Raw genomic sequence first — 25,199 nt, forward strand, 5'->3', positions numbered from 1 at the left:
GCGGCGCCTCCCGCGCAGGGGAGGCACCGCCGTCGTATATTCCGCTAGGGGAATGCGCGCTACTCTGCCTCCACCGCGGCGGCGACCGCTGCGGTGACAGCGGGAGCGACCCTCGGATCGAGCGGGCTGGGCACGATGTAGTCCGCGGAGAGGTCCTCGGCGGCAAGGTCGGCGATGGCGTAAGCCGCGGCGAGCTTCATGGCCGGGGTGATGCGGCGGGCACCGGCGTCCAGGGCGCCACGGAAGATGCCCGGGAAGGCCAGCACGTTGTTGATCTGGTTGGGGAAATCGCTGCGGCCGGTGGCCACCACGGCGGCGTACTTTACGGCCACCTCGGGCAGGACCTCGGGGTCCGGGTTGGACAGCGCGAAGACGATAGCGTCCTGGTTCATCAGGGCGAGGTGCTCTTCGGCCAGCTTGGAGGAGGAGACGCCGATGAAGACGTCTGCTCCGGCGAGGGCCTCGGCGGGTCCGCCTTCCACGTTGCGGGGGTTGCTGCGGCCGGCGATGTCTGCCTTCTTGCTGGCCGGGTCAGCGGCGAGGTCCTTGCGGCCGGCGTTGATGATGCCGCGGGAGTCCAGCAGGACCACATCGGTGATGCCGGCGGCCAGCAGGATTTCGGCGACGGCGATGCCGGCGGCTCCTGCGCCGGAGACCACCACACGCAGGCTGTCCAGTTCGCGGCCGGTCACCTTGGCTGCGTTGGTCAGGGCGGCGAGGGCAACCACGGCGGTGCCGTGCTGGTCATCGTGCATCACCGGGCAGTCCAGCGCCTCGATGAGCTTTTCCTCCAGCTCGAAGCAGCGCGGCGCGGAGATGTCCTCGAGGTTGACGGCGCCGAAGCTGGGGCGCAGGCGGACCAGGGTCTCCACGATTTCGTCCACATCCGTGGTGTTGAGGACCAGCGGAATGGAGTCGAGGTCGCCGAAGGTCTTGAACAGGGCGGACTTGCCCTCCATCACGGGCAGCGACGCGCTGGCACCGATGTTGCCCAGGCCCAGGACGGCGGTGCCGTCACTGACCACTACCACCAGGCGCTCGGCCCAGGTCAGGGTGCGGGCAAGTTCCGGCTTGGCGTGGATGGCACGGCTGACCTCGGCTACACCGGGAGTGTAGGCAATGGAGAGGTCGCGCTTGTTGGACAGCGGGACGGTGCTGGCGATGGAGAGCTTGCCGCCCTGGTGTGCGTCGAAGATCTCGGCTTCGGTCAGCGCGGTGGCTGCGGAGTTGTCGGTGGCTGCAATTGCGTCAATGGACACGTCGTTGTCTCCTGGTGCTCGCCGTGGTCACACGGCACATGGGGCTCGGGCCCGAATGGACCTGAGGCATTGGAAGAGGTGCGGCGGATTACCCAGGGGTGGCGGGTCCGTGGGAGCGTCGGGGATGCTCCCTGCTGCTCCGTTCCCCATGGTAGACAGCGGAAAAGGTCACCCGGAGACGATTTGACGGCGGCTGCACATGCTAAAACGTTTCCGCAGACACATTCGTGATCCACACCACGGCAATAAGCCCGATTTAATGGGCAATTGGTCTAGACCTGTTACGCGCTTTGGTGGAGTGTGTAGCTGCCCTCGGCAGCCGGAGCGAGCCGTGCGCAGGCCTTTTTGAGGTCTTCTTCAGCTTCAAAGAGGGACAGCCGGCGGTTCCGGACGGACTGGACCAGACCAGTGACCGTCAATAGGAGCACCCGGGCCACAATGGCGTCGCCGCAGGCGCTGGCCACCACCTTTTCGCCCAATGCGTCGATCTCGCGCAGCAGGGCCGTGGTATCCCGGTCCGGAAGATATACGCCGCGGCTCAGGCACTGCTCCACTGCCGGCTGCATCACCCGCATGTGGAAGATCTCCATCACCAGGCCGCCCAGGGCGCGCCCACGGAACCTGGCTGCAGTGGCACGCCCTGCAGCCTGCAGCTCTCCGAGCTGATGCCGGTAGAGCGCGAGCATCAGGTGAGTGGGGGTGGGAAAGTAGCGGTAGACCGTACCGAGGGGAACGTCCGCCTTGGCCGCCACCTCAGCCAGATCCACGGAGTCCAGGCCCTTGCGGGCAAAACTGCCGGCCGCTTCAAGCATGCGTGAATAGCGCAGCCGCTGGCGCGGGGCAGAGGGCATGGCGGCCATGGGCGGATGGTCTGGAAGAGTCTCAGGCATCTGTATTCCGGGTTGTGTTTTGACGGGCAGCAGCCAGGAGCGTCCCCCATCCCGGACCGCCTGCGATCCGGTTCAACTATACGGCACAGCGATGTGGCGTATTTAGTCAGGCGGCTTACTTCCGCCTGCCACAGGCTTAGCGGACGCCCTTGATCATCACCACAAAAACAGCCCCGAGCAGGCCGATGACAGCCGCAGCGAGGAACAGGGAACGGTAGCCGCCCCAGGAGGTAACAGCAGCCAAGGCCAGTGCGGGCGCCACCACCTGGGGCAGGGAATTGGCCACATTGATAATGCCCATGTCCTTGCCCCGGTCCAGCGCCACGGGCAGGACCTGCGTCAGCAGCGCGTAGTCCACCGCGACGTAGGCCCCGAAGCCGACGCCCAATACGGCAGCTCCGGCCAAGGCCCCGGGCCAGACAGGGAAGAAGGCCAGGATCAGCCCGGCCAAGGCAATGATGGCGGAAGAACCGATCACAAACGGCTTGCGGCGGCCCACCCGGTCGCTCCAAGGTCCCGCCACCACGGCGGTAATCATCACCATCACCGCGTAAATGCCGGTGAGGACCAGCACTCCGGCCGCGGGGTCATCGTGCTTCAGGACGTCGCGCAGGAAAAAGAGCAGGTAGACGATGGTGAGCTGGTTGCCCACGTTGACCAGGAAACGGGTCAGGCCGGCCCAGGCAAAATCCGGGTACAGCCGGGGGCTGATCCAGAACCCACGGAGGAAGGCCACCAGCGGGAACCGGGGCAGGACGCCCTTGCGCAGCACAGGGTCATCGCGGTGAATCAGATAGGGGATGACGGACAGCAGCAGGGCGGCGGCGCACAGCCAGTAGCCCACCATGAAGTTGCCGGACACCACTGCGCCAAACACGGCACCCGTGAGGATACCCAGCGTCTGCCCCATGGCGGCGAGCCCGCCTACCTTGCCGCGCTGGAGCACCGGCACCCGGTCCGGAACCGCGGCCGTGATGGCTGCGTAGGCCGCGTTCGCCCCGAGTTGGACCACGCACCAGAAGGCCACCAGCAGGGCCACCGTAGTGGCGCCGGACATCGCCAGAAGCGCGATGGCAGCGAGCACCGCACCGGCCAGCACCCAGGGCGCCCGGCGGCCGAAACCGGACGTGGTGCGGTCCGAAAGCGCTCCGAACAGCGGATTCGCCACCAGTGAGACTGCCGCGCCGCAGGCGGTGGCAAGGGAAAGAACCGCTTCCTTGCTGGGTTCATCGATACTGATGGCCTGCTGGCCAATAAAGATGTTGATGGGGCCGAAAAAGGCGCAGTTGATCCCCACGTTGACCAGGACGAGTCCGGTGACCCAGCGGGGCTTGACGGTGAGTGTGGGTTCGGCGAAGGCCGCCGCAGGACTGTCCGGCCCGGTGCCGTGGTCAGGGGGAGCTGGAGTATTGGACAGGCTCATGGCGTTTTCCCCCATACGGCTGGTTGGCTAGGGAATCAGACTATCGTGGGCGTAACCCTGCCGCCGGGGTTTAACAGCGGACGGAAGAACCTAACTGCAGCCGGAGCATCAAGGAGAACCACATGAGCACAGCGTCCACCCCCGGAACGGCCGGTACCGCGGTGAACACCGCAGACCTGTACGACGAACGCGGGGACGAGCTGGCCTCGGTATCCCTGCAGTTCCAGTCACTGGGCGGCCGCTCGCACTTCAGCGGCACGGTGAGGACCATCCGCTGCTTCCAGGACAACGCCCTGGTGAAGTCCACGTTGGCCACCCCGGGCAACGGCAATGTGCTGGTGGTGGATGGCGGCGGCTCGCTGGGCACGGCCCTGATGGGGGACATGATCGCCGAAAGCGCCGTAGCGAACGGCTGGGCCGGCGTCGTGATTAATGGAGCGATACGTGACCGCGAGGCGATTGCCGCCCTGGATCTCGGCGTCAAGGCCCTGGGCAGCAACCCCCGCAAGAGCGCGAAAGCCGGGGCGGGCGAGGTCGATGTCGACGTGCAAATTGACGGCGTGACCATCCGTTCGGGTACCACCATCTGGTGCGATCCGGACGGAATCCTCGTGGAGCGCTAAAGCCGCACGAAAACAACTTCCGATTCCAGGGAATAGGTACGAGGGTAAGATAGTTACTGAAAGCAACTATCAAAGCGTATTACTTCCCTGGAGCATCCATGTCCCAACCCCCTGCTGTGCGCGCCGCCGGAGAAACCCTCACGCAGCGCCAAATCGTCACCGTGATGGTCGGGCTGATGCTGGGCATGTTCCTGGCCTCCCTGGACCAGACCATTGTGTCCACGTCCATCTACACCATCGCCAACGACCTGGACGGGCTCTCGCTCCAGGCCTGGGCCACCACCGCGTACCTCATCACGTCCACCGTAAGCACCCCGCTGTACGGCAAACTCAGCGACATCTTCGGCCGCCGGCCGCTGTACCTGACAGCCATCATCATCTTCCTGGCCGGCTCCCTGTACGCGGGTTCGGTCCATTCCATGACCGAACTCGCCATTGCCCGTGGTATCCAGGGCCTGGGTGCCGGCGGCCTGCTGGCACTTGCGCTGACCATCATCGGCGACATTGTCTCCTTGAAGGACAGGGCCAAGTACCAGGGCTACTTTATGTCCGTGTTCGGCATCTCCTCGGTGCTTGGCCCGGTAGTAGGCGGCGCGTTCGCTGGTTCGGCCAACATCCTGGGCTTTGACGGCTGGCGCTGGGTGTTCTTTATCAACCTGCCCATCGGCCTGGCGGCACTGACAGTGGTATTCCTGTTCCTGCACCTGCCGGCCAAGCACGTGAAGCAGAAGATCGACTACTGGGGCGCGGCCGCCATCACCCTGGCCATCGTGCCGCTCCTGCTGGTTGCCGAGCAGGGCCGCACCTGGGGCTGGGGCTCCCTGAACTCGTTCCTGTGCTACGGCCTGGGCGTGGTGGGCATCGCCTGGTTCCTGCTCGCCGAGAAGCGCGCGGGCGACTACGCACTGATCCCGCTGCGGCTGTTCCGGAACGCCACCTTCGGGCTGTCATCGCTGCTGAACTTCATCATCGGTATCGGCATGTTCGGCGCCATCGCCATGCTGCCGATGTACCTGCAGCTGGTCAAGGGCCTCACGCCCACGGAGGCAGGCCTGATGATGATCACCTTCACCGTCGGCATCCTTACCGGCTCCATTACCGCCGGGCGCACCATCTCGTCCTCTGGCACCTATCGGATTTTCCCCATCATGGGCACCGCAATCCTTACGGCGGCCGCAGTAGCAATGGGACTGTCCCTGGGCGTGGACACAGGCCTCTGGGTTCCCGGCGTCATCGCGGTGTTCTTCGGTATGGGACTGGGCTTCTGCATGCAGCCGCTCACCCTGGCCATGCAGGTGTCCGTGCCGCGCCGCGACATGGGGGTGGGCACGTCCTCTGCGGCGTTCTTCCGCTCCATGGGCGGCGCCGTTGGCACCGCCGTGTTCATCTCCATGCTGTTCAGCCTGGCGGCCAGCCGGATCGCGGACAGCATGAAGTCGGCCATGGCCAGCGGGGACTACCAAGCTGTCCTCCGGGACCCCGCCGTGGCGGCCGACCCCGCCAACGCCAAGCTGTACGAATTCTTCCAGAACGGGGCGTCCAACGACTCCCTCAACGACACCAGCTGGCTCCACACCGCGAACAGCACCCTGACCCGGCCCATCACGGAGGGCTTCGCCTACGCGATTGACGCCGTGATGCTCACGGCAGCCGTGCTGACTGGCATCGCCTTCCTCATCAGCTTCGCCCTGCCGAACAAGAAGCTCTCGGACCCGAAGGCTGCCCCGCAGGAGCCGGCCGCGGTGCACTAACTTCCCATCCGGACGCCCGCTCCCTTGTGGCCGCTTGCCCCCGGACGCCAGCTCCCTTGTGGCTGCTTCCGCCGAAACCCTCTTGCCTTTGCGCAGGAGGGTTTCTGCGTTCCTGCCCCAGGTGCCCCCTGGATGTGGGGCGAGGACGACGACGGGCCGGCCCGCCGCCGTCGTCCTCCTTGGGTGGTGGCGGGACGCGCAATTGCACCCCTGCTGACTGGAAGAGTTCGCGGTGGCGTGGAACACTGTACAGCGCGAGTGCGCCGGCCTGGTGGCCGGTTCCGCAGCCGACGACGTCCGCACCGCATCCACCCAACCCAGACCAAGGGAGAACCATGCCCACTGCCCAGGAGCAGACAACCGCCCAGATACCGCGGCGGGTGATCTGGCTGGCGCTTGCAGGCGCGGTGGGCGGATTCCTGTTCGGTTTCGACTCGTCCGTGGTGAACGGAGCGGTGGACGCCATGAAGGCAGAATTCGCGCTGTCCGAGGCCGTGACGGGCTTTGCCGTGGCCATTGCGCTGCTGGGCTGTGCCGCGGGCGCCTACCTGGCCGGGAAGGTGGCCGACCGGTACGGCCGCATCCCCGCCATGAAGCTGGGAGCACTGCTGTTCCTGGTCAGCGCCATCGGCACCGGCTTCGCCTTCAGCGTCTGGGACCTGATCTTCTGGCGCCTGGTGGGCGGGCTGGGGATCGGCCTGGCCTCGGTGATCGCGCCCGCCTACATCTCGGAGATCTCACCGCGCAAGGTCCGCGGCCGCCTGGCCTCGCTGCAGCAGCTCGCCATCACCACAGGCATTTTCGCGGCGCTGCTCTCCGACGCGCTGTTCGCCACCACCGCCGGCGGTGCCGACCAGTCCTTCTGGCTGGGGATTGAGGCCTGGCGCTGGATGTTCCTGGCCGCCGCCGTGCCTGCCGTGGTGTACGGCTGGGTTGCCTACACGCTTCCTGAATCCCCGCGGTTCCTGGTGTTCCTGGGCAAGGAGGACGAGGCACGCAAGGTGTTTGATTCGATTGCCCCGGCGGAGGACACCGACCGGCACATCCGCGAGATCCGTGAGGCCATCGAGGAGGACAAGCTCGCCGGCCAGAAGGGCTCACTGCGCGGCAAGGCGTTCGGCCTGCAGGCGGTGGTCTGGGTGGGGATCATCCTGTCCGTCCTGCAGCAGTTCGTGGGCATCAACGTGATCTTCTACTACTCAACCACCCTGTGGAAGGCGGTGGGTTTCCAGGAAAAGGACTCACTCGCCATCTCCGTGGCCACCTCCATCACGAACATCCTGGTCACCCTCGTGGCCATCGCCCTGGTGGACCGGATCGGCCGCCGGCCCATCCTGCTGGCAGGTTCAGTGGGCATGGCGGTTTCGCTGGCAGCCATGGCACTGGCATTCTCGTCCGCAGTGGGCTCCGGTGAGAACATCTCCCTGCCGGGCGCCTGGGGTCCGGTGGCACTGGTGGCCGCCAACGTCTTTGTGATCAGCTTCGGCGCGTCCTGGGGCCCGCTGGTGTGGGTGCTCCTGGGCGAGATCTTCCCATCCCGGATCCGCGCCCGCGCACTGGGCCTCGCGGCGGCCGCGCAGTGGGTGGCGAACTTTGCCATCACGCTGAGCTTCCCGGTGATGGCTGCCGGTTCGCTGCCGCTCACGTATGCCATGTACGCACTGTTCGCGGCGGCGTCTTTCTTCTTTGTGATGTTCAAGGTTCCGGAAACGAACGGGATGTCACTGGAGCAGGCGGAGACGCTGTTCGTGGCCAAGGGCTCCAAGAAGGCCTAGCAACGCCCCATCACCTTCCGCTGCTCAACAGCAAACCCTCCATCACATGGCGTGACGGAGGGTTTGCTGTCTTTGGAGCGGGAAACAGCTAGACCACGTGCGGCTCGTGCGCTGCCAGGTACTTCCGGCCGGCCAGGGCGACGCCGATGGCCACCACCATCGCCACAGCCCCCGCAAAGAACGGGACCTGCGGGCCGAAGTGCTCGCCCAGCTGGGCGGCGGCGAAAGGGGCAAGGGCTCCGCCCATCCACCGCACGAAGTTGTAGCCGGACGAGGCCACCGGGCGCGGGGAATCCGAAACGCCCATTGCCAGTTCCGTGTAGATGGTGTTGTTGATGCCCAGCAGGGCGCCGGAGAGCACCACCAGTACGACGACGGCAGGTACCGAGTGCCCAGCGGCCAGTCCCAGCCCAACAAGGGTGAGCATCAGAACCAGGAGGGTTCCGGCCAGGACCTTGGTGGCCCCGAAGCGGTTCTGCAGCACAGGCGCCACGAACACGGAGAAGACCGCCACGGCCACGCCCCAGCCGAAGAACACCCCGCCGATGCCGTAGGCGTCCATGCCCAGGATGAACGGTGTGAACGCCAGGATGGTGAAGAAGCCGTAGTTGTAGAACAGGCCGCTGACGGCGGTGGTGCGCAGTCCCTTGTGGCCCAGTGCCAGCAGGGGATCACGCAGGCGGACCTTCCGTTCCGGCAGCGGGGTCCTGGGGAGCAGCACCACGAGGGCCACAAAGGCGGCAGCCATCAGGCCCGCGGTTCCGAAGAACGGTGCGCGCCACTGCCAGCCGCCCAGCAGGGCACCCAGGAGCGGGCCAAGCGAGATGCCAAGGCCCAGTGCGGCTTCGTAGAGGATGATCGCCGTACCGGCCCCGCCGCTGGCTACACCGACGATCACGGCCAGTGCCGTGGCAACGAACAGGGCGTTGCCCAGCCCCCAGCCGGCCCGGAAGCCCACCAACTCCCCCACGCTGCCGGACAGGCCGGAGAGTGAGGAAAACACCACGATGACGGCGAGCCCGATCAGCAGGGTCTTCTTGCCGCCGATGCGCGAGGAAACGAAGCCTGTAATCAGCATTGCCACGGCTGTCACTAGGAAATAACTGGTGAAGAGCAAGGACACCTCGCTGGGGCTGGCATCGAGGTTGGTGGCGATGGCGGGCAGGATGGGGTCCACCAGTCCGATGCCCATAAACGCAAAAACGGCGGCCAGGGCTGTGGCCCATACCGCCTTTGGTTGCTTGAGGAATGAGGCCTTTTCGGCCTTCAGGGTGGCTTCTGCTGCCGGCAGCGTATCTGCGTGGCCGTTCATGAAGGTTGCTCCTATAGGGATGCGTGCGTCACTGCAGCAGCGACGCGTTGATTTTTCCAATGACGGGAAGGGCGGCCGCCAGGGCCTGCCGGTCCTGCTCAGACAGGGAGCTGAGGATGCCGGCCATTACGGCATTCCGCCGGGCATTGGCGGAGTCGACGGCGGCACGGCCTTCCGTGGTGAGTACCACCCGTACGGCGCGCGAGTCGTCCGGGTCGGGTTCGCGCCGGGCCAGTCCCGCCCGCTCCAGCTTGATGATCTGCTCCGTGGCGCTGGGCACGCGGACGCCAAGGTTCCGTGCGATCTCCCCCACCCGCACGCCGTCGTCCAGCAGCATCTTCAGGGTGCTGAGCTGGGCGGCGCTGAGTTCCCCTTCGGCATCGAGCCTGCGCACCAAGTACACGCTGTGGCGGAGGGCCTCGCGGAAGTCGCCGGCAAGCGCGTGCAGCTCCTCGTGATCGCTTCTTTTGTTCATCGTTAGGTAGCCTAACAGTTAGGCTACCTAAGGGTCAAGGCTCAGAGTGTCAGCTTCATGCCTTGGTGGCTGGCTTCAAACCCGAGCCGCCCATAGAACCTATGCGCGGCAAGGCGTGTTTTGTGCGTGGTCAGCTGCATCAGCGCACAGCCGCGGCGCCGGGACTCTTCGATAGCCCACTGCACCATCATGTTGCCGATGCCATTGCCGCGGAGGCTGTCCGCAACCCGCACCCCCTCGATCTGCGAGCGCCAGGCCCCCTGCCGTGAGATGCCGGGCAGGAAGCTGAGCTGAAAGGTGGCAACAACAGCCGCTTCCCTTCCTCCGTCCGGGAGCAGCTCTCCCACGATGAGCAAGTGGGAAGGGTCGGCGTCGATCGCCTCGAAGGCGCGTTCGTAGGGCGCCATGTCCGCGGCACGCTCGCGCCCGGAACCCAGGGAATCGTCCGCGAGCAGGCTCACGATGGCCGGCAGGTGCGCCCGTAAGGCGCCGCGCAGGCGGAAGGTCCCGCCGTCGACGTCGGAGGTCAGGAGGAAGGGCATGGCAGCTTGGCTCTCGGTCACCAGCCCAGCCTCGCACGAAAGTGAGCGGGGGTCGGAAGTGCACGAAAGGTGATGGGGCGCTACCCGAAAGTGCGCGGAAGGTGATGGGGCGTCGGGGAGGGTCAGGCGAAGTAGACCCCGATCCGGTTGCCCTCGATGTCCTCGATGCGGATGTCGATGTCGTAGACGTCGCGGAGCATGGCCTGCTGCATGATCTGCCGCGGGCTGCCCTGGTGGACCAGCCGGCCGTCCTTCATGGCCAGGATGGTGTCCGAGTAGCAGGAGGCAAAGTTGATGTCGTGGACCACCAGGACGATGGTCTTGCCGAACTCGTCCGCCAGCCGGCGCAGGAGCCGCATCATCTCCACCGAATGCTTCATGTCCAGGTTGTTCAGCGGTTCGTCCAGGAGCAGGTACCGGGTGTCCTGGGCCAGCACCATGGCGATGAAGGCCCGCTGACGCTGGCCGCCCGAAAGTTCATCCACGAACTTGTCCGCCATGGGGGTCAGGTCCAGGTGGACGATGGCTTCCTCCACCTTGGCGAGGTCCTCCACGGTGGGCCGCCCGCCGGAGTGCGGGAACCTGCCGAAGGCAACGAGGTCCCGGACGGTGAGCCGCATGGTCAGGTGGTTTTCCTGACGGAGGATCGCCATGGTCCTGGCCAGCTCCCGGCTGTCCGTGGCCGCGACGTCCAGTCCGGCAACGGTGACAACACCCGCTTCGAGCGGCTGCAGCCGGCTGATCAGCGAGAGCAGCGTGGATTTGCCCGCTCCGTTGGGGCCGATGATGGAGGTGATGCCGCCCTCGGGGATCACGCAGCTGACGTCGTCAAGGACCGCTTGGCCGCCGTAGCTCTTGGAGACGTTCCGGACCGCGATGGTCATTTCAGCGAGCCTTTCAGGAGGAGGTATAGGAAGAGAATGCCGCCGGTAAATTCGATGACCACGCTCAGCGCGGTGCCGAAGCCGAACACCTTCTCCAGGAGCAGCTGCCCGCCCACCAGGGCAACGGCGCCGATCAGCACCACGATGGGCAGCAGCCAGGCGTGGCTGAAGCCGCGGCACAGCTGGTAACCCAGGCTCACCACCAGCAGTCCAAAGAAGGTCACCGGCCCCACCAGGGCGGTGGACACCGCCACCAGCAAGGAGCAGCCCAGCAGCACCCGCATCACCACCGCGCGGTGGTCCACACCCACGTTGATGGCCACGTCGCGGCCCAGGGCCAGGACATCCAGCGCGTGCCGCGCCCGCCAGGCAACGGCACAGACGGCGGCAATAATGATGGCGGAAACCCCGAGCAACGCCGGGTCCACGTTGTTGAAGCTCGCGAAAAACAGGTCCTGCAGGATGATGAACTCGCTGGGCTCCATCAGCCGCTGCAGCAGCGAGGACAGGCCGCGGAACAGGCTGCCCAGGATGACGCCCACCAGCAGGAGCAGGTGCAGGGAACGGGTGGCACCGGTGAACATCCAGCGGTACAACAGGGCGCTGAACGCCACCATCAGCAGCACCTCAGCGCCGAACTGGAGCGTGGGCGGGGCGGCCACCACCGCGGCGGCGCCGAGGGTGAATGTCATCACCGTCTGCACCAGGATGTACAGCGAATCGAAACCCATGATGGACGGAGTGAGGATCCGGTTCGCGGTGACCGTCTGGAACAGGAGCGTCGAAACTCCCACAGCCACGGCCACCAGCAGCATGGCGCCCACCTTGATGGCCCGGCGCGGCAGGATGTAGCCCACGTTGCCCTTGAGCTCGAAGAACAGGAACAGGCAGACGACGGCGGCCGTCGCCGCGAGCAGGATGCCCGCCACCAGGCGCGGGGACGCGTTGCGGACGCCGGCTTTGAGCCTGCGTACGCCTCCTGTGGCCGGAGCCGGGGCGGCAAGCGGTTCTTTCACCGGCGGCTGCTTCAAAGTGTTCTCAGGCATTGCGCTTCCTCAGGATCAGGACGAGGAAGATGACGGCGCCCAGCACGGACATCACCATGCCCACAGGCACCTCGTAGGGGTAGCGGATGGTCCGGCCGATGATGTCGCAGACCAGCACGAACGCGGCGCCGAACAGGGCGGTCCACGGGACGGCGCGGCGGAGGTTGTCGCCAAAAATGAGGGACACGATGTTGGGAACCACCAGCCCCAGGAAGGGCACGGCGCCCACTGTCGTTACCACTACGGCCGAGATCAGGGAGACGATCACCAGGCCCAGCCGCATGGTCCGGCCGTAATTCAGGCCAAGGTTGGTGGTGAAGTCCTGGCCCATTCCGGCCACGGTGAACCGGTCTGCGGCCAGCATGCCCAGCAGCATAAGGACGGCGACGATCCAGAGCAGCTCATAGCGGCCCCGCAGCACGCCGGAGAAGTCACCGATCATCCAGTTGCTCAGGGTCTGCAGCAGGTCGTAGCGGTAGGCGAAGAAGGTGGTGACCGCCCCGATGACCCCGCCCAGCATGATGCCCACCAGCGGGATAAGGAGGGTGTTCCGGGCCGGGAGGCGGCGCAGGATGGCCAGGAACAGCGCAGTCCCCAGCAACGCAAAGCCGCTGGCTACTACCATTTTGGCGGGCACCGGAGCCTGCGGGGCAAAGACCGTGACCACCAGGATCCCCAGGGTGGCGGACTCCACGGTGCCTACGGTGGACGGCTCCACGAAGCGGTTCCGGGCCATCAGCTGCATGATCAGGCCGGCAACGGCCACGGCCATCCCGGCGAGCAGCACAGCCAGCGTGCGCGGGACGCGGGAGATCCAGAAGACCTCCGCCGTGGCCGGATCCCCGGACAACAGGGCGGGAAGGGAAACATCGCTGACGCCGACGAACATGCTGGCGGCGGCGAGGGCGAGGACGGCAACTGCGGCCGCAGCCAGGCCTGCACTGTGGCGGGCCTGGCTGCGGGTTGCCGGCGCGAGGGGGCGCGCGGCGGTGGCGGTCATGGGAGTCTGGAACCCGGGGCGTTACGCCACGGAGGCGGCGACGGCGTCCACCATCGCTTTGACGTTGTTCAGGCCGTAGCCCACCACGTACCAGCCGGCGGGGTCGAGGTTGACCACCTTGTTGTTCTTGGCGGCATTGGTGGACTGCACCAGTTCGTTATCCAGGATGGGGTTGGCGGCGGAGGCTTCGGTGCCCACAGCGGTGTCGCGGTTGATGACGTACAGGATGTCCGGGTTGGCCTGCTTGATGTACTCGAAGGAGATGGCCTCACCGTGGCTGCCGTCCACCTTGACGTCGGCGGCCGTAGGTACCCCGAGGACGTCGTGGATGATGCCGAACCGGGAGCCCGCCCCGTAGGCGGTGACTTCGCCGCCTGAGGTCAGGACGATCAGGCCTTTGCCGGCGTTGGCCGCCTTGGACTTGGTGTCAGAAACGGTGGCATCAACTGCCGCGAGCTGCTCTTCCACTTCCGCCGACTTGTTGAAGATGGTTCCAAGCTTTTCGGTCTGGGCCTTGAAGCTTTCCATCGGCTGGGCCGCATCGATGGACAGGTCGATGGTGGGGGCGATCTTGCTCAGTTCCTCATAGGCACCGGCGGTGCGTCCGGAAATGATGATGAGGTCCGGGTCGCCGGCGCTGACGGCTTCGAAGTCCGGCTCCTTCAGTGAACCGATCTTGGCGTATTTGGCGTCCGAGTACTTTGCCAGCGCCTCGGGGTAGGCGGCTTCGGGCACTCCGGCAGGCTCAACACCGAGCGCATCGAGGGTGTCCAGGACGCCGAGGTCGAACGTGAAGACCTTCTCCGGGTTGACGGGCACGTTGGCGGTACTGCCCTGCGCGTGCTCCACGGTGATGGTGGTGGCTTCCTCGGCCGGGGTGGCCGTCGCGTTTCCTCCGCATGCCGTTACGGTCAAGAGCGCCGCTCCCGCAGCCAGTGCCCCCAGGTAGCTCGAAAGCTTCTTCTTCACGTTGTTCTCCAGTCGACTAATACATCACAACCACGTTGCGTAATAGTCCAGAGCCTATTAGTAAGGGCAGGCTAACTTCAAAGCGGAAGGGGCCGTATTTGGGCCTAAGTGGGAGAGATCACACAGAACGACGCCGGCACCCAGGTGGGTGCCGGCGTCGTGATGGGGGACCGTGTCAGGCGGGAGTGCGGGTCATCTCCGCCTGGCGTTCCTCCACCAGCGTGGCGACGGCGTTGAACAGTGGGTGCTCCGGCTCCAGTCCCGTAATTTTGGCCGTGGCGTCGGCGGGGCTGCCGGCTGCCAGGATGTCAGCCAGCTCGGTTGCCTCGGTGTCGGCGGGGTCGTTGAAGCGCAGGGCCGCCGCGATGGCGCCAAGCAGCGCCTCCGGAACCACCCCCCGTTCGGCGAGTTCGGCAGCCGGGCCGATGAAGCGCTCGTGCCGGCTCAGCTTCCGCAGCGGGGCGCGGCCCACCCGGTTCACCGTGTCCGGCAGGTACGGGTTGGAGAACCGGACCAGGATCTTCTGGACGTAGGCTTCCTGTTCGTCGTTGCTGAAGCCGTGCTTGCTGACCAGGAGCTGCTTGGTCTCCTCAAGAACCGCCCGGACGTCCTCGGCAACATCCTGGTCCGCCATGGCATCGGAAATCTTCTCCAGGCCCGCTTCGAACCCGAGGTAGGCGGCCGATGCGTGGCCCGTGTTCACCGTAAACAGCTTCCGCTCGATGTACGGCGAGAGCTCATCCACAAACGTGGCTCCCGGAATCACCGGCGCGGAATCACCGAAGGCAGTGCGGTCAATGACCCATTCATAGAAGGTTTCCACAGTGACGTCCAGGCCCTGGCCGGCTTCCTGGTTGGGCACGATCCGGTCCACCGCGGTGTTCGCGAACACTGCCTTGCCGTCCAGTGCCCCGGCGGCGGCCCCCGGCTGGGAGGCCACCTCCTTGGCCAGGATGTCCGTGGCGTTGATCGCGTTCTCGCAGGCCATGACCTGCAGCGGCGCCAGGCCTGGCTCCCTGGCCACGATGCCCCTGGCAATCACGGGAGCCACGAACTTGAGGATGTGCGGCCCCACCGCGGTGGTAACGATGTCCGCCGTCGCGATTTCCTCGACCAGCTCAGCTTCCTGGGTGGTGGAGTTCAACGCCCGGAAGTTGTCCACGGTCCGCACGGCCGGGTTTTCGCCCACCTCGTGCACGGCGTAGCTGTCCGCCGCCGAGAGCTGGTTGATCAGCTCCTCGGCGACGTCGGCGAACACCACCTCATAGCCGGCGTCGTGCAGGAGTAGGCCCACGAAGCCACGCCCGATATTTCCTGCCCCGAAATGTACTGCCTTCACTATGCGTTGACCTTTCCGAAGAGTTCCAGGATCTCGTCCTCGGACGTTGCCGCCTCCAGCCGGGCCACCTGTTCCTTGTTGGTGAAGACCTTCGCGATGGAGGACAGGATGTGCAGGTGCTCGTTGTTGATGCCGGCAACGCCCACCACGAACTTGACCTGCTTGCCGTTCCAGTCAATGCCATCGGGGTAGCGGATCACGGACACCGCGGACTTGCGGATGTGGTCCTTGGCAGCGTTGGTTCCGTGCGGGATGGCCAGGAAGCTGCCCATGTAGGTGGACACGGACTGTTCGCGCTCGTGCATGGCCCGGACGTAATCCTCATCCACCGCGCCGCGGGCCAGCAGGAGCCGGCCGGCTTCGTCAATGGCGGCGTCACGGGTGGTGGCTGAGCCGTTGAGCACCACGCTCTCCCGGGCCAGGATCTCGCCCGTGCCCGCCCCTGAGGCTTCGGTTTCGGAACCTCCGACGGCGGCGGTACCGGCTGCCGCTGCACCGGCCGCAGGACCCCTTGCCGCTCCCGAGGCAGACGCGCCGCCGGGCGTTCCCGCACCCGCGTCGGGGCCCTCGGTTGCCGTGCTGCCCTCGGTGTTGCTCTCCCGGACCAGGTCCACGATTTCGTCGTACCGGGGGCTGTTCATGAAGTTGTCCACGGAATAGTGCACGGCACTGGACGTTGCAGGCTTTGCACGTTCGGTGAGGTCCTGGTGGGTGACCACAACGTCGTACGTGTCGTTGAGGTTGGCGATGGAGGCGTTGGTGACCTTGACGTCCGGGAACCCGGCAGCCTTGATCTTGTTCCGCAGCACGGAGGCGCCCATGGCACTGGAGCCCATGCCGGCGTCGCACGCGAACACGATGTTGCGCACCGGGCCGGCGAGGACGCCCACTCCGCCTGCCCCGGCAGCTGCGCGGGCACCGGTGAGGGTGGAAGCCACAGAGCTCTTCTTGCCCTTCATCTGCTCCATGCGGGAGGTGGCGTCGTTGAGGTCCACCTCATCGCTGTGCTTCGTGGTCTTCAGGATGACCGAGGCCACCAGGAAGGAGACCGCCGTGGCAAGCAGGACCGCCAGGATCACCCCAAGGTAGCTGTCCCTGGATGTCTGGGCCAGCACCGCGAAGATGGAGCCGGGGGCGGATGGAGCCACCAGGCCGGAGTTGGTGATGGCGAGCGTGGCGATACCGGTCATGCCGCCGGCGATTGTTGCCAGGATGAGCAGCGGGCGCATCAGGACATACGGGAAGTAGATCTCGTGGATGCCGCCCAGGAAGTGGATGATGGCTGCACCGGGAGCGGAGGCCTTGGCTGCCCCTTTTCCGAAGAACATGTACGCGAGCAGAAGTCCAAGTCCCGGGCCGGGGTTGGCTTCGAGCAGGAACAGGATGGATTTGCCCTGGTCCAGGGACTGCTGGATGCCCAGCGGGGTGAGCACGCCGTGGTTGATGGCGTTGTTCAGGAAGAGCACCTTAGCAGGCTCGATGAAGATGCTGGTGAGCGGGAGCAGGCCGTTGTTCACCAGGAACTGGACCACGTTGCCGGCGCCGGTGCTGAAGGCCGAAACCAGCGGGGCGATCCCGTAGAAGCCAAGCAGCGCCAAGATGGCGCCCCAGATGCCCGCCGAGAAGTTGTTGACCAGCATTTCGAAGCCGGGGCGGATCTTGCCATCCCAGAGCGAATCGATCTTCTTCATGGTCCAGCCGCCCAGGGGGCCCATGATCATGGCGCCGATGAACATCGGAATGCCGGCGCCGATAATGACGCCCATGGTGCCGATGGCACCAACCACGCCACCGCGTACGTCGTACACCATCCGGCCGCCGGTGTAGGCGATCAGGAGCGGCAGCAGATAGGTGATCATTGGCCCCACGAGGCCGGTGTTCGGCTTGCCCGCCGCGTTGGTGCCGAAGCCGCCCAGTTCGGGGACGGGGATCCAGCCCTTTTCAATGAAGAGGGCCGTGATCAGGCCCCAGGCAATAAAGGCGCCGATGTTGGGCATGATCATTCCGGACAGGAAGGTCCCGAACTTTTGGACGTGCACGCGCGCGCTGGTGCGGGGTTTTGCAACTGTCTCTGTTGCCATGTGATTTCCTAACCGTCATTCCTGCGGCTGCGCAGGATGGTCCGATATTTACGACGACGTACTGCTGGACGTTCTGGCGTTTTTCAGCCTGCCGGGCTGGTGGAGATGCGGTGAAGCCATTCGAGGAAGAGTTTGAGTTCCGAGCTGGAGAGCTGGTCTGAGTGCGAGGCCTGAAGTGCGGCGTTCAGGGCGATCGCGGCCACCACCACCGAGGACTTTCCGGTGTCCTCCGGCGCCGCCCCGCTGGCGGGCTCGGCTGACACCGCGAAAATCATGGCGTCCCGGGTCATGGTGGACAGTTCGAGGTTCCGTTCGGAGGCGGGCTCCGCAATCAGCATCAGCGTCACGCCCACGTTGGCGGCCAGGATGGACCTGGCTGCCTCCCGGGGCTGGACGTTCAGCTGGCCCGCCGCCGCTGCCTTGTTCAGCATCTCCTCCATCAGTGCCTCGGCGTCTGCAACGATGGCCGGGCGGCTTTCCGGGCGGATATTGCCGAACATCACCAGGTACAGCTCCGGCTGGTTAAGCCCGAACTGCACGTGGTTGTCCCACATTCTCCGGATATCCTCGAGCGGCTGTCCGGAGGGGGCAAAATCCCTTTCGCCCGCTACATACTCTTCAAACCCTGCGGCGACGACGGCGTCGAACAGACCTTCCTTGTCACCGAAGTGGTGGTAAAGCGTGGGAGCCGATACCCCCGCCAGCTGCGTGATCTGGCGGGTGGAAACGGGGGCTCCCGCGGATTTTGCCAACAACTCCGCCGCTGCACGAAGCAGTCGCATTTTGGGGGGAAGCTGGCCATCCAAACTCATAACCGCTACCCTAGCACCTATAGCAATGCTATATGAACTGAATCACATACAATTTTTTCAGGCACGTTTTCCGCCTGGCGGACGTAGCAGTCCGCCGGTGGACCGGCATGGCGCCGGTGGACCGGCATGGCGCCGGTGGACCGGCATGGCGCCGGACATATTGGCGGGCCTGGCAAACCGGCAGAGAATGAGGACCTTCAGTGCAGAACTTCCCAGGAGTAGGCGTCAGTCCAGGCCGCGTTATCGGCACCGTCCGGCAGATGCCCAAACCCATCAGTGAGCCTCCGGCCGGCGAGCAGCTGGCACCGGACACCACCGCAGAGGAAGCCACCGCAGCCCTGAAGGCGGCCGCCCAGGCCGTCCACGACGAACTTAAGTCCCGCGCAGCCCATGCCACCGGTGACGGCAAGGCTGTCCTTGAAGCCACGGCACTGATGGCCAAGGACACCATGCTGATCAAGGGTGCTTCCAAGCTCATTGCCCGCGGCACCTCCGGCGAGCGCGCCATCTGGGAGTCCGGCTCCTCCGTCTCGGAAATGCTGCACAACCTGGGCGGCTACATGGCCGAACGTGCCACGGACGTCCTGGACGTCCGCGCCCGCATCGTCGCCGAGCTCCGGGGGGTTCCCGCGCCGGGTATTCCCGCCTCCGCCACCCCCTTCATCCTGGTGGCCGACGACCTTGCCCCTGCTGACACCGCCACCCTGGATCCCAACCAGGTCCTGGCTCTCGTCACGGCAGGCGGCGGCCCCCAGTCGCACACCGCCATCATCGCCCGCTCCCTGGGCCTGCCCGCTGTGGTTGCCGCGGTAGGGGTGGACGAAGTTCCGGACGGCACGGAAGTGTATGTGGACGGGGCGGCCGGAACCGTCATCGCCGAGCCTGACGAATCCTTGCGCGCGGCCGCGGAAGCGTGGGCGGCCACGGCTTCCCTGCTGTCCGAGTTCACCGGGACAGGTACGACGGCGGACGGGCACCAGGTGCCGCTGCTCGCCAACGTGGGCGGCGGCAAGGATGCCGTGGCAGCAGCCAAGCTGGGCGCCCAGGGCGTGGGGTTGTTCCGCACCGAGTTCTGCTTCCTGGAACGTGATACCGAACCTTCTGTCGAGGAGCAGGCGGCGGCCTACAAGAGCGTTTTTGATGCCTTCCCGGGCAAGAAGGTTGTCCTGCGCACCCTGGACGCCGGGGCCGACAAGCCGCTGCCCTTCCTCACCGATTCCACCGAGCCCAACCCCGCCCTCGGTGTCCGCGGCTACCGCACCGACTTCACTACTCCGGGCGTGCTGGACCGGCAGCTGGAAGCGATCGCGCTGGCCGAGCAACAGTCCGAAGCGGACGTGTGGGTCATGGCCCCCATGATCTCCACGGCGGAAGAGGCTGCCCGCTTTGCCTCCATGTGCGCAGACGCCGGCATCAAAACGCCCGGCGTGATGGTGGAGGTTCCCTCCGCAGCACTGACGGCCGAAGCCATCCTGCGGGAAGTGGGCTTCGCAAGCCTTGGCACCAACGACCTCACCCAGTACGCCATGGCCGCCGACCGGCAGCTGGGCCCGCTGGCCAACCTCAACACGCCCTGGCAGCCGGCAGTCCTGCGCCTGGTGGGGCTGACAGTGGAGGGCTCACGCGCGGAGGGCAACAACAAACCCGTTGGCGTCTGCGGTGAGGCGGCCGCCGATCCCGCCCTCGCCGTCGTACTGACCGGCCTGGGCGTGAGCACCCTGTCCATGACGGCACGTTCCCTGGCAGCCGTGGCTGCGGTGCTCAAAACGGTGACCCTGGAGGAGGCGCAGCAGCTGGCCAAGCTGGCACTGTCCGCCCCCAGCGCCACCGAAGCACGGGCGTGGGTCCGCGAAAAGCTGCCTGTGCTGGAGGAGCTGGGGCTCTAGCCCCGGCGGCAGCAAAGCCTGTGAACGTCAGGCTGTAACGTCGAATCCGTTAAGGGCGCGCACCCAGCCGTTGATGGCCTGGGCGGCGAGAGCCGGGGCGGTGTGCTGGAAGACGTGGCCCTGCCCCAGAATCTCGCCCATGCTGCCCTGCGGGGCGGCAGCCGAGAGCTTGACGCACCAGGGACGCCGCGCGATGGGGTCCCTGGTGCCGCGGAGCACCAGCACCGGCTGGCTGACGCCGGCCAGCCGCTCCTCCAGCGGGTATTGCATCATCACCGGCAATTCGGTGAGGTACCAGCGCGGGCCTGCACGGAAGTAGTCGCTAAAGACAATGGCGTTGGAGGTCAGTGACTCGCTGAACATGGCGTCCCTGGTGAGCGCGAGCGCCTGTTGCGCAACGGACTTCCGGCTGGGTTCCACCACGGGACCCATCAGCACGGCTCCGGCCACCCGCCAGGGCTCACGCAGGGCAAGTTCCACCGCAAACTGGGTGCCCATGGAGTGGCCCACCGGCACATAGCTGGCGACGCCGGCGTCGGTCAGCACAGCGCTGACAAACGCGGCAAAATCTTCCACCTGCAGCTGCCGTCCGGGCTTTGACGACTTTCCAAAGCCTGGGAGGTCGAACGAGTAGACGTCCGCTGCCTTGGCCAACTCCTGGTGCAGCCGTGCCAGGTAGCGGTGGGAAACGCCAATGCCATGCAGCAGGACATAGGTGGGGCGCGCGCCGGTATCGGGGATTCCCTTTGCACCGGCCCTTGAGGGCTGGACTGAGGAATACAGTATTCCCTGCAAACCACCGGATTCCACGTTCCTGCCGCCATTCAATGCCATTAAGCGAGCATACCGCCGGAGCAATATAGGCGGTTCAAAGCCTGCCGCACTGCAGGGTGCGGGCCGGCCCGCTAGGCTGTGGCCATGGCACTGATTGCTCCCAGGATGGCCGCCGCGCTCCCGCCCGAGGAGGCCCGGAAGCTGGAACGGGCCCTCGCCGGCAGCGATGACATTACTGTTTTTGTGGACGGCACCGTCCACCGCCTTCCACCCTTGGCGAGGGACGCCGTCGTCGACCTCCTGCGGCGCTTCAGCCGCGGTGAGGCCGTGACGGTAAGCAGCGTGGAGGACATGCTGACCACCTCCAAAGCGGCGGAGCTGGCGGGCATCTCCCACACCTACCTGCGCAACATGACCGACCGGGGGGAAATCCCGGTCGAGTACCGCGGCAGCCACCGGCGCATTCCGCGCACGGCCATCATGGCGTGGCTCGAGGAGCAGAAAAAGGACCGGCACAAGGCTGCCGGAGAGCAAGGCTCAGAAGCCGACGGCGGAACCCAGCTTTAGATCCGGGGGCGCGCCGCCCAGCGGCGCATCTTGAGCGCAGCGTGGAGTTCCAGCCGGGGCATGCCCTTCAGCGGATCCACGCCCAGCAGTTGCCGGATCCGGCCCAGCCGGTTGTAGATGCTGCTCCGGTGCAGATGGAGTTTTGCGGCCACGTCCTGGACGGAACCGTCGTTGTCGTAGAGCAGTTCCAGGACGGGGATGAGTTCGCCGTTGCGGTCGTGGTCCTCGAGCGTCCGGAAGTAGACCGAGCCAGGATCCACCCAGGCGCCTGCCCCTCCCCCGGCGGAAGCCAGGAGCTGATAGACGCCGGTGGACCGGCAGTCCACGAGCTCCCCGAGTTGCGGATCCACTGCTGCGGCCTGGGCCGCCAGCTTGGATTGCCGGTAGGCCTCGGCCAGCTCCCGCGGCCTGGTAAATCCTTCACTGATGCCCAGGATGATCCGCTGCACGGGGCGGCCGGAGCGCTTGGCCAGCTCGAGCTGATAGTGCACCAGGACCTGCGCATGGTTCGCCCTGCCCGACGACTCGCGGAACAGCACCACGGAGTGGGTTTCCGCACCGGCACTGAAGAGGGCCGCGTCCACACCCACTGTCGCCTGCAGTGCGGCGGCGCGGTGGATCAGGGTGGCGGCAATGGGATCCGGTCCTTCGGCCCCGCCATCGGCGTCCAGCACCGTCACCATTTGCCAGGGCCCGCGGCCCTGGATTTCCTTCCAGCCTCCCACCGCCGCCACCGCATTGGTTTCCCCCGCACAGGCGGCCAGGAATTCCCGTTCACGCCCGCGCCGGAATTCGGATTCAGCAGTGTTGGAATCCAGCAACAGCGCTGAGAGCATTTCGAGTTCGCTGGCGACGGAAGGCAACTGGGTGAGAATCGCCGTCGGATTTTCCTCCACCGAGTCCTGCTGCACCCACAGATAACCCACCCTGAAGCCGCGGACCATCAGCGGGACGCAGACGCGGCCCAGCATGCCCAGGTGCGGGTTGGCAGGAACCGCCACCGGCCGGACGGCGGTGGCGATCCCGTGCGAGAGCTGCCAGGCGCTGACATCAGCCGGCACCTTCTTGCTGAGCAGGAAGTTCACCCGGACGCGGTCGGCATGGGACTGGTTGGAGCTGTATGCGAGGAGCACACCGTCCAGATCCTCCAGGGAAAGGCCGCGGCCCAGCTTCTGTGCCACCAGCTCCACCAGTTGCTCCACACCCTGTTGCTGCATGGGGGCAACACTACTGCTTGCAAGGCATCCGGCACGAACGGACATCAGGCGACACTTGACGCTCTGCAGCTGAACAAACGTCGAGGCTGCACTGGCAAAATCCTTGGATTTCCGGCGTTCCTCCGCGACCGCCTCGACCGCCTGATGTCGGCTGGCTCACAACCGGATTTATCGTGGAAACACGAAATCCTTCCCCAATTTTCCGGCTTACCAGCCGAGAACACGGAGCCCACGATGATCATCGGCGTCCCCAAAGAAATCAAGAACAACGAATTCCGGGTGGCCATCACCGCCGCCGGCGTCCACGAGTTCGGCACCCACGGCCACACCGTGCTGGTGGAACGCGGCGCAGGCCTGGGCTCAGGCATCACCGACGAGGAATACGCCATCGCCGGCGCCGAAATCGTTAACGAGGCGGACGACGTCTGGGCCCGCGCGGACCTGGTCATGAAGGTCAAGGAACCCATCAAGGCCGAATACCACCGCTTCCGCAAGGGCCTGATCCTCTTCACCTACCTCCACCTCGCAGCCGAGCCCGAGCTCACCCGCGAACTCATCAACTCCGGCGTCACGGCCATCGCCTACGAAACCGTCCAGGAAGGCCGCACCCTGCCGCTGCTGGCCCCCATGTCCGAGGTGGCCGGCCGGCTCTCCGTCCAGGTAGGCGCCGCATCCCTCATGGCTCCCGCCGGCGGCAAGGGCGTCCTGCTCGGCGGCGTTCCCGGCGTGCGTCCGGCCAAGGTTGTGGTTCTTGGTGCAGGTGTTGCGGGTACCAACGCCGCAGCAATGGCCCTTGGCCTCGGCGCCGACGTGACCATCCTGGACATCAATATCAACCGCCTGCGAGAACTCGATGCCCAGTACCAGGGCCGGCTCAAGACCGTGGCCTCGAACTCATACGAGATCGAAAAGTCCGTGGTGGATGCCGACCTGGTGATCGGCTCCGTCCTGATCCCGGGCGCCAAGGCCCCCAAGCTGGTCACCAACGAACTCGTGGCACGGATGAAGCCCGGCTCAGTGCTGGTGGACATCGCCGTTGACCAGGGCGGCTGCTTCGAAGACACCCACCCCACCACGCACCAGGAACCGACCTACAAGGTCCACAACACCATCTTCTACTGCGTGGCCAACATGCCCGGCGCTGTGCCCAACACCTCCACCTACGCGCTGACCAACGTGACCCTGCGGTACGCCGTGTCCCTGGCCAACCTGGGCGTCAAGGCAGCCTTCGACCGCGACCCCGCCCTCGCCGCCGGCCTCAACATCGCCGCCGGCCACGTGGCGCACCACTCCGTTTCCGAGGCGCATAACCTGCCGCTCGTCTCCGACTGGCACCAGCTGGTTTCGGCCTAACTAATCGGTGGTTGAGCTCGTCGGACCAGGTTTCGACAAGCTCAACCACCGTTCTTCTTTTAAGCCACTTCGCGTGCTTGTTCTATGAGTTTGAGGGCCTCGACGGCGTCTTCCGGGTTTACCGGGAGGGGCAGGTCTGATTTTGCGCCGCCGTCGAGGATCTTCTCTGCCAGGATCCGGTAGAACTCCGGGTAGGCGCCGCGTTCGGTGGGCAGGGCGTCCAGGTGGCCGTCCCGGCCCAGGAGCCCTGCCCACTCGGGCGCCTCTTCGCCGTACTCCGCATCAAGGGGGCTGCCGCCCGCCACGATGTAGGGCTCCTGCGGATCAACCCCGTTCTTGGTGAAGGCCCCCACGGAACCCAGGACGCGGAAGCGGGCGCCCTGCTGGGCGCAGAGCATGTTCATGGTGAGGTGGCTGAGCACCCCGGACTCGTGCCGCAGCACCAGGAAAACGTCGTCGTCCGCCCGCTCGTCCGCCCGGCGGGCTTTCAGCTCAGCGTGGACCACAGTGGCGGGGCCAAACAGCAGGAGGGCCTGGTCAATCAGGTGGCTCCCGAGGTCGTACAAAGCACCGCCGCCGTCCGCCGCCGTGGCACGCGCCTTCCAGGCCTTGGCAATGGTGGGCGACCAACGCTCGAACCGCGATTCGAAGCGCGCAACCTTTCCGACGGCTTCTGCCGCCACAAGCTTGCGAAGCGTCAGGAAATCGCCGTCCCAGCGGCGGTTCTGGAACACCGTCAGCACGCGGCCGAGCTCCCGGGCCAGCTCCACCAATTCCTGCCCTTCTTCGCTGGTCACTGCGAAGGGCTTGTCCACCACCACGTCCAGCCCGGCTTCCAGGGCCGCCTTGGCGAGCGGGTAATGGGTGGCGGGCGGGGTGCCCAGCACCACCAGGTCAAGGTCCGCGGCGTGCGCGAGGACGGCATCGCCGTCGTGCACTGTCCGAACGCCGGGGTAGCGGGCAGTGGCTGCCTTTTGCCGCTCTGCATTGGAAGTGGCGATGACGTCCAGCGAATAGCGCGCATCCGCCCCGATCAAAGGGGCGTGGAAGACGCTGCCCGAAAGGCCATAGCCGACGACGGCGGTGCGGATGGTGCGTTCAGCAGTTCCGGTCATGGGACTACGCTACTCCCGCACGCTCTCTCACTTAATGCCCCTTAACCGTCAACGCTCGTTACCTTTTTCGTAGCCCTTTCCTGTTGCAGGATGTGGGTGTGCTGGC

At 65.9% G+C, this 25,199-nt stretch carries 22 protein-coding genes; 6 read left to right on the forward strand and 16 right to left on the reverse strand.

Annotated elements, in window-relative coordinates; all coding sequences use genetic code 11:
- Positions 1–59 precede the first annotated feature (59 nt).
- The 3 genes from QRN11_RS13965 to QRN11_RS13975 all read right to left on the reverse strand — a co-directional run bounded on the left by QRN11_RS13965 (position 60) and on the right by QRN11_RS13975 (position 3,572).
- Positions 60–1,259, reverse strand: a complete 1,200-nt coding sequence (locus tag QRN11_RS13965; RefSeq protein WP_142059756.1) for an NAD(P)-dependent malic enzyme — start codon at positions 1,257–1,259, stop codon at positions 60–62.
- 281 nt (positions 1,260–1,540) lie between these two features.
- Positions 1,541–2,149, reverse strand: coding sequence for a TetR/AcrR family transcriptional regulator (locus QRN11_RS13970; RefSeq protein ID WP_091419589.1), 609 nt, complete (start codon positions 2,147–2,149; stop codon positions 1,541–1,543).
- 136 nt (positions 2,150–2,285) lie between these two features.
- A complete protein-coding gene (locus tag QRN11_RS13975) occupies positions 2,286–3,572 on the reverse strand; it encodes an MFS transporter (RefSeq protein ID WP_285313246.1) in 1,287 nt (428 codons plus the stop codon).
- Between the two features lie 122 nt (positions 3,573–3,694).
- On the opposite strand from QRN11_RS13975, the gene rraA reads away from it, so the two are divergent.
- The 3 genes from rraA to QRN11_RS13990 all read left to right on the forward strand — a co-directional run bounded on the left by rraA (position 3,695) and on the right by QRN11_RS13990 (position 7,721).
- Positions 3,695–4,195, forward strand: a complete 501-nt coding sequence (gene rraA, locus QRN11_RS13980; protein ID WP_285313247.1) for a ribonuclease E activity regulator RraA — start codon at positions 3,695–3,697, stop codon at positions 4,193–4,195.
- A gap of 98 nt (positions 4,196–4,293) precedes the next feature.
- Complete coding sequence (locus tag QRN11_RS13985; RefSeq protein ID WP_285313248.1) at positions 4,294–5,946, forward strand: MDR family MFS transporter; 1,653 nt, start codon at positions 4,294–4,296, stop codon at positions 5,944–5,946.
- A 335-nt stretch (positions 5,947–6,281) separates the two neighbouring features.
- Positions 6,282–7,721, forward strand: coding sequence for a sugar porter family MFS transporter (locus tag QRN11_RS13990; RefSeq protein ID WP_142059747.1), 1,440 nt, complete (start codon positions 6,282–6,284; stop codon positions 7,719–7,721).
- A gap of 88 nt (positions 7,722–7,809) precedes the next feature.
- Here QRN11_RS13990 and QRN11_RS13995 read toward each other — a convergent pair whose 3' ends face one another.
- The 10 genes from QRN11_RS13995 to QRN11_RS14040 all read right to left on the reverse strand — a co-directional run bounded on the left by QRN11_RS13995 (position 7,810) and on the right by QRN11_RS14040 (position 18,181).
- Positions 7,810–9,033, reverse strand: a complete 1,224-nt coding sequence (locus QRN11_RS13995) for an MFS transporter (protein ID WP_285313249.1) — start codon at positions 9,031–9,033, stop codon at positions 7,810–7,812.
- Positions 9,034–9,061: 28 nt separating this feature from the next.
- Positions 9,062–9,508, reverse strand: coding sequence for a MarR family winged helix-turn-helix transcriptional regulator (locus QRN11_RS14000; protein WP_285313250.1), 447 nt, complete (start codon positions 9,506–9,508; stop codon positions 9,062–9,064).
- Positions 9,509–9,549: 41 nt separating this feature from the next.
- Positions 9,550–10,050: a GNAT family N-acetyltransferase gene (locus QRN11_RS14005; RefSeq protein ID WP_285313259.1), complete on the reverse strand. Its 501-nt coding sequence runs from the start codon at positions 10,048–10,050 to the stop codon at positions 9,550–9,552.
- A gap of 122 nt (positions 10,051–10,172) precedes the next feature.
- The gene (locus tag QRN11_RS14010; RefSeq protein WP_285313251.1) at positions 10,173–10,934 is read right to left on the reverse strand and encodes an iron ABC transporter ATP-binding protein; all 762 of its coding nucleotides are present in this window, start codon (positions 10,932–10,934) and stop codon (positions 10,173–10,175) included.
- The gene (locus tag QRN11_RS14015; RefSeq protein WP_285313252.1) at positions 10,931–11,980 is read right to left on the reverse strand and encodes an iron chelate uptake ABC transporter family permease subunit; all 1,050 of its coding nucleotides are present in this window, start codon (positions 11,978–11,980) and stop codon (positions 10,931–10,933) included. Before QRN11_RS14015 ends, QRN11_RS14010 begins: the two co-directional genes overlap by 4 nt.
- Entirely contained in the window at positions 11,973–12,980 is a 1,008-nt protein-coding gene (locus QRN11_RS14020; RefSeq protein ID WP_285313253.1) for an ABC transporter permease, read from the reverse strand. Before QRN11_RS14020 ends, QRN11_RS14015 begins: the two co-directional genes overlap by 8 nt.
- A gap of 21 nt (positions 12,981–13,001) precedes the next feature.
- Positions 13,002–13,949: a siderophore ABC transporter substrate-binding protein gene (locus QRN11_RS14025; RefSeq protein ID WP_285313254.1), complete on the reverse strand. Its 948-nt coding sequence runs from the start codon at positions 13,947–13,949 to the stop codon at positions 13,002–13,004.
- A gap of 175 nt (positions 13,950–14,124) precedes the next feature.
- Entirely contained in the window at positions 14,125–15,288 is a 1,164-nt protein-coding gene (locus QRN11_RS14030; protein ID WP_285313255.1) for a mannitol-1-phosphate 5-dehydrogenase, read from the reverse strand.
- The gene (locus QRN11_RS14035) at positions 15,288–17,369 is read right to left on the reverse strand and encodes a PTS mannitol transporter subunit IICBA (protein ID WP_285313256.1); all 2,082 of its coding nucleotides are present in this window, start codon (positions 17,367–17,369) and stop codon (positions 15,288–15,290) included. The genes QRN11_RS14030 and QRN11_RS14035 overlap by 1 nt, the downstream gene beginning before the upstream one ends.
- Positions 17,370–17,452: 83 nt before the next feature.
- Complete coding sequence (locus QRN11_RS14040; RefSeq protein ID WP_091419568.1) at positions 17,453–18,181, reverse strand: TetR/AcrR family transcriptional regulator; 729 nt, start codon at positions 18,179–18,181, stop codon at positions 17,453–17,455.
- 200 nt (positions 18,182–18,381) lie between these two features.
- Between QRN11_RS14040 and ptsP the strand changes: the two genes are divergently transcribed.
- Complete coding sequence (ptsP, locus tag QRN11_RS14045; protein WP_091419566.1) at positions 18,382–20,067, forward strand: phosphoenolpyruvate--protein phosphotransferase; 1,686 nt, start codon at positions 18,382–18,384, stop codon at positions 20,065–20,067.
- A 27-nt stretch (positions 20,068–20,094) separates the two neighbouring features.
- On the opposite strand, the gene QRN11_RS14050 is transcribed toward ptsP, so the two are convergent.
- Entirely contained in the window at positions 20,095–20,901 is an 807-nt protein-coding gene (locus QRN11_RS14050; protein ID WP_285313257.1) for an alpha/beta fold hydrolase, read from the reverse strand.
- An 84-nt stretch (positions 20,902–20,985) separates the two neighbouring features.
- Here QRN11_RS14050 and QRN11_RS14055 point away from each other — a divergent pair, with 84 nt between their 5' ends.
- A complete protein-coding gene (locus QRN11_RS14055) occupies positions 20,986–21,408 on the forward strand; it encodes a helix-turn-helix domain-containing protein (protein WP_091419563.1) in 423 nt (140 codons plus the stop codon).
- Here QRN11_RS14055 and QRN11_RS14060 read toward each other — a convergent pair.
- Complete coding sequence (locus tag QRN11_RS14060) at positions 21,405–22,625, reverse strand: PucR family transcriptional regulator (RefSeq protein WP_142059728.1); 1,221 nt, start codon at positions 22,623–22,625, stop codon at positions 21,405–21,407. The genes QRN11_RS14055 and QRN11_RS14060 overlap by 4 nt on opposite strands.
- Before the next feature lie 234 nt (positions 22,626–22,859).
- On the opposite strand from QRN11_RS14060, the gene ald reads away from it, so the two are divergent.
- Complete coding sequence (gene ald, locus QRN11_RS14065; RefSeq protein ID WP_285313258.1) at positions 22,860–23,978, forward strand: alanine dehydrogenase; 1,119 nt, start codon at positions 22,860–22,862, stop codon at positions 23,976–23,978.
- Between the two features lie 59 nt (positions 23,979–24,037).
- Here ald and QRN11_RS14070 read toward each other — a convergent pair whose 3' ends face one another.
- Positions 24,038–25,093, reverse strand: a complete 1,056-nt coding sequence (locus QRN11_RS14070) for a Gfo/Idh/MocA family protein (RefSeq protein WP_091419558.1) — start codon at positions 25,091–25,093, stop codon at positions 24,038–24,040.
- Positions 25,094–25,199: the final 106 nt, after the last annotated feature.

The organism is Pseudarthrobacter sp. fls2-241-R2A-168, from assembly GCF_030209335.1.
In the GTDB taxonomy this organism is placed as follows: domain Bacteria; phylum Actinomycetota; class Actinomycetes; order Actinomycetales; family Micrococcaceae; genus Arthrobacter.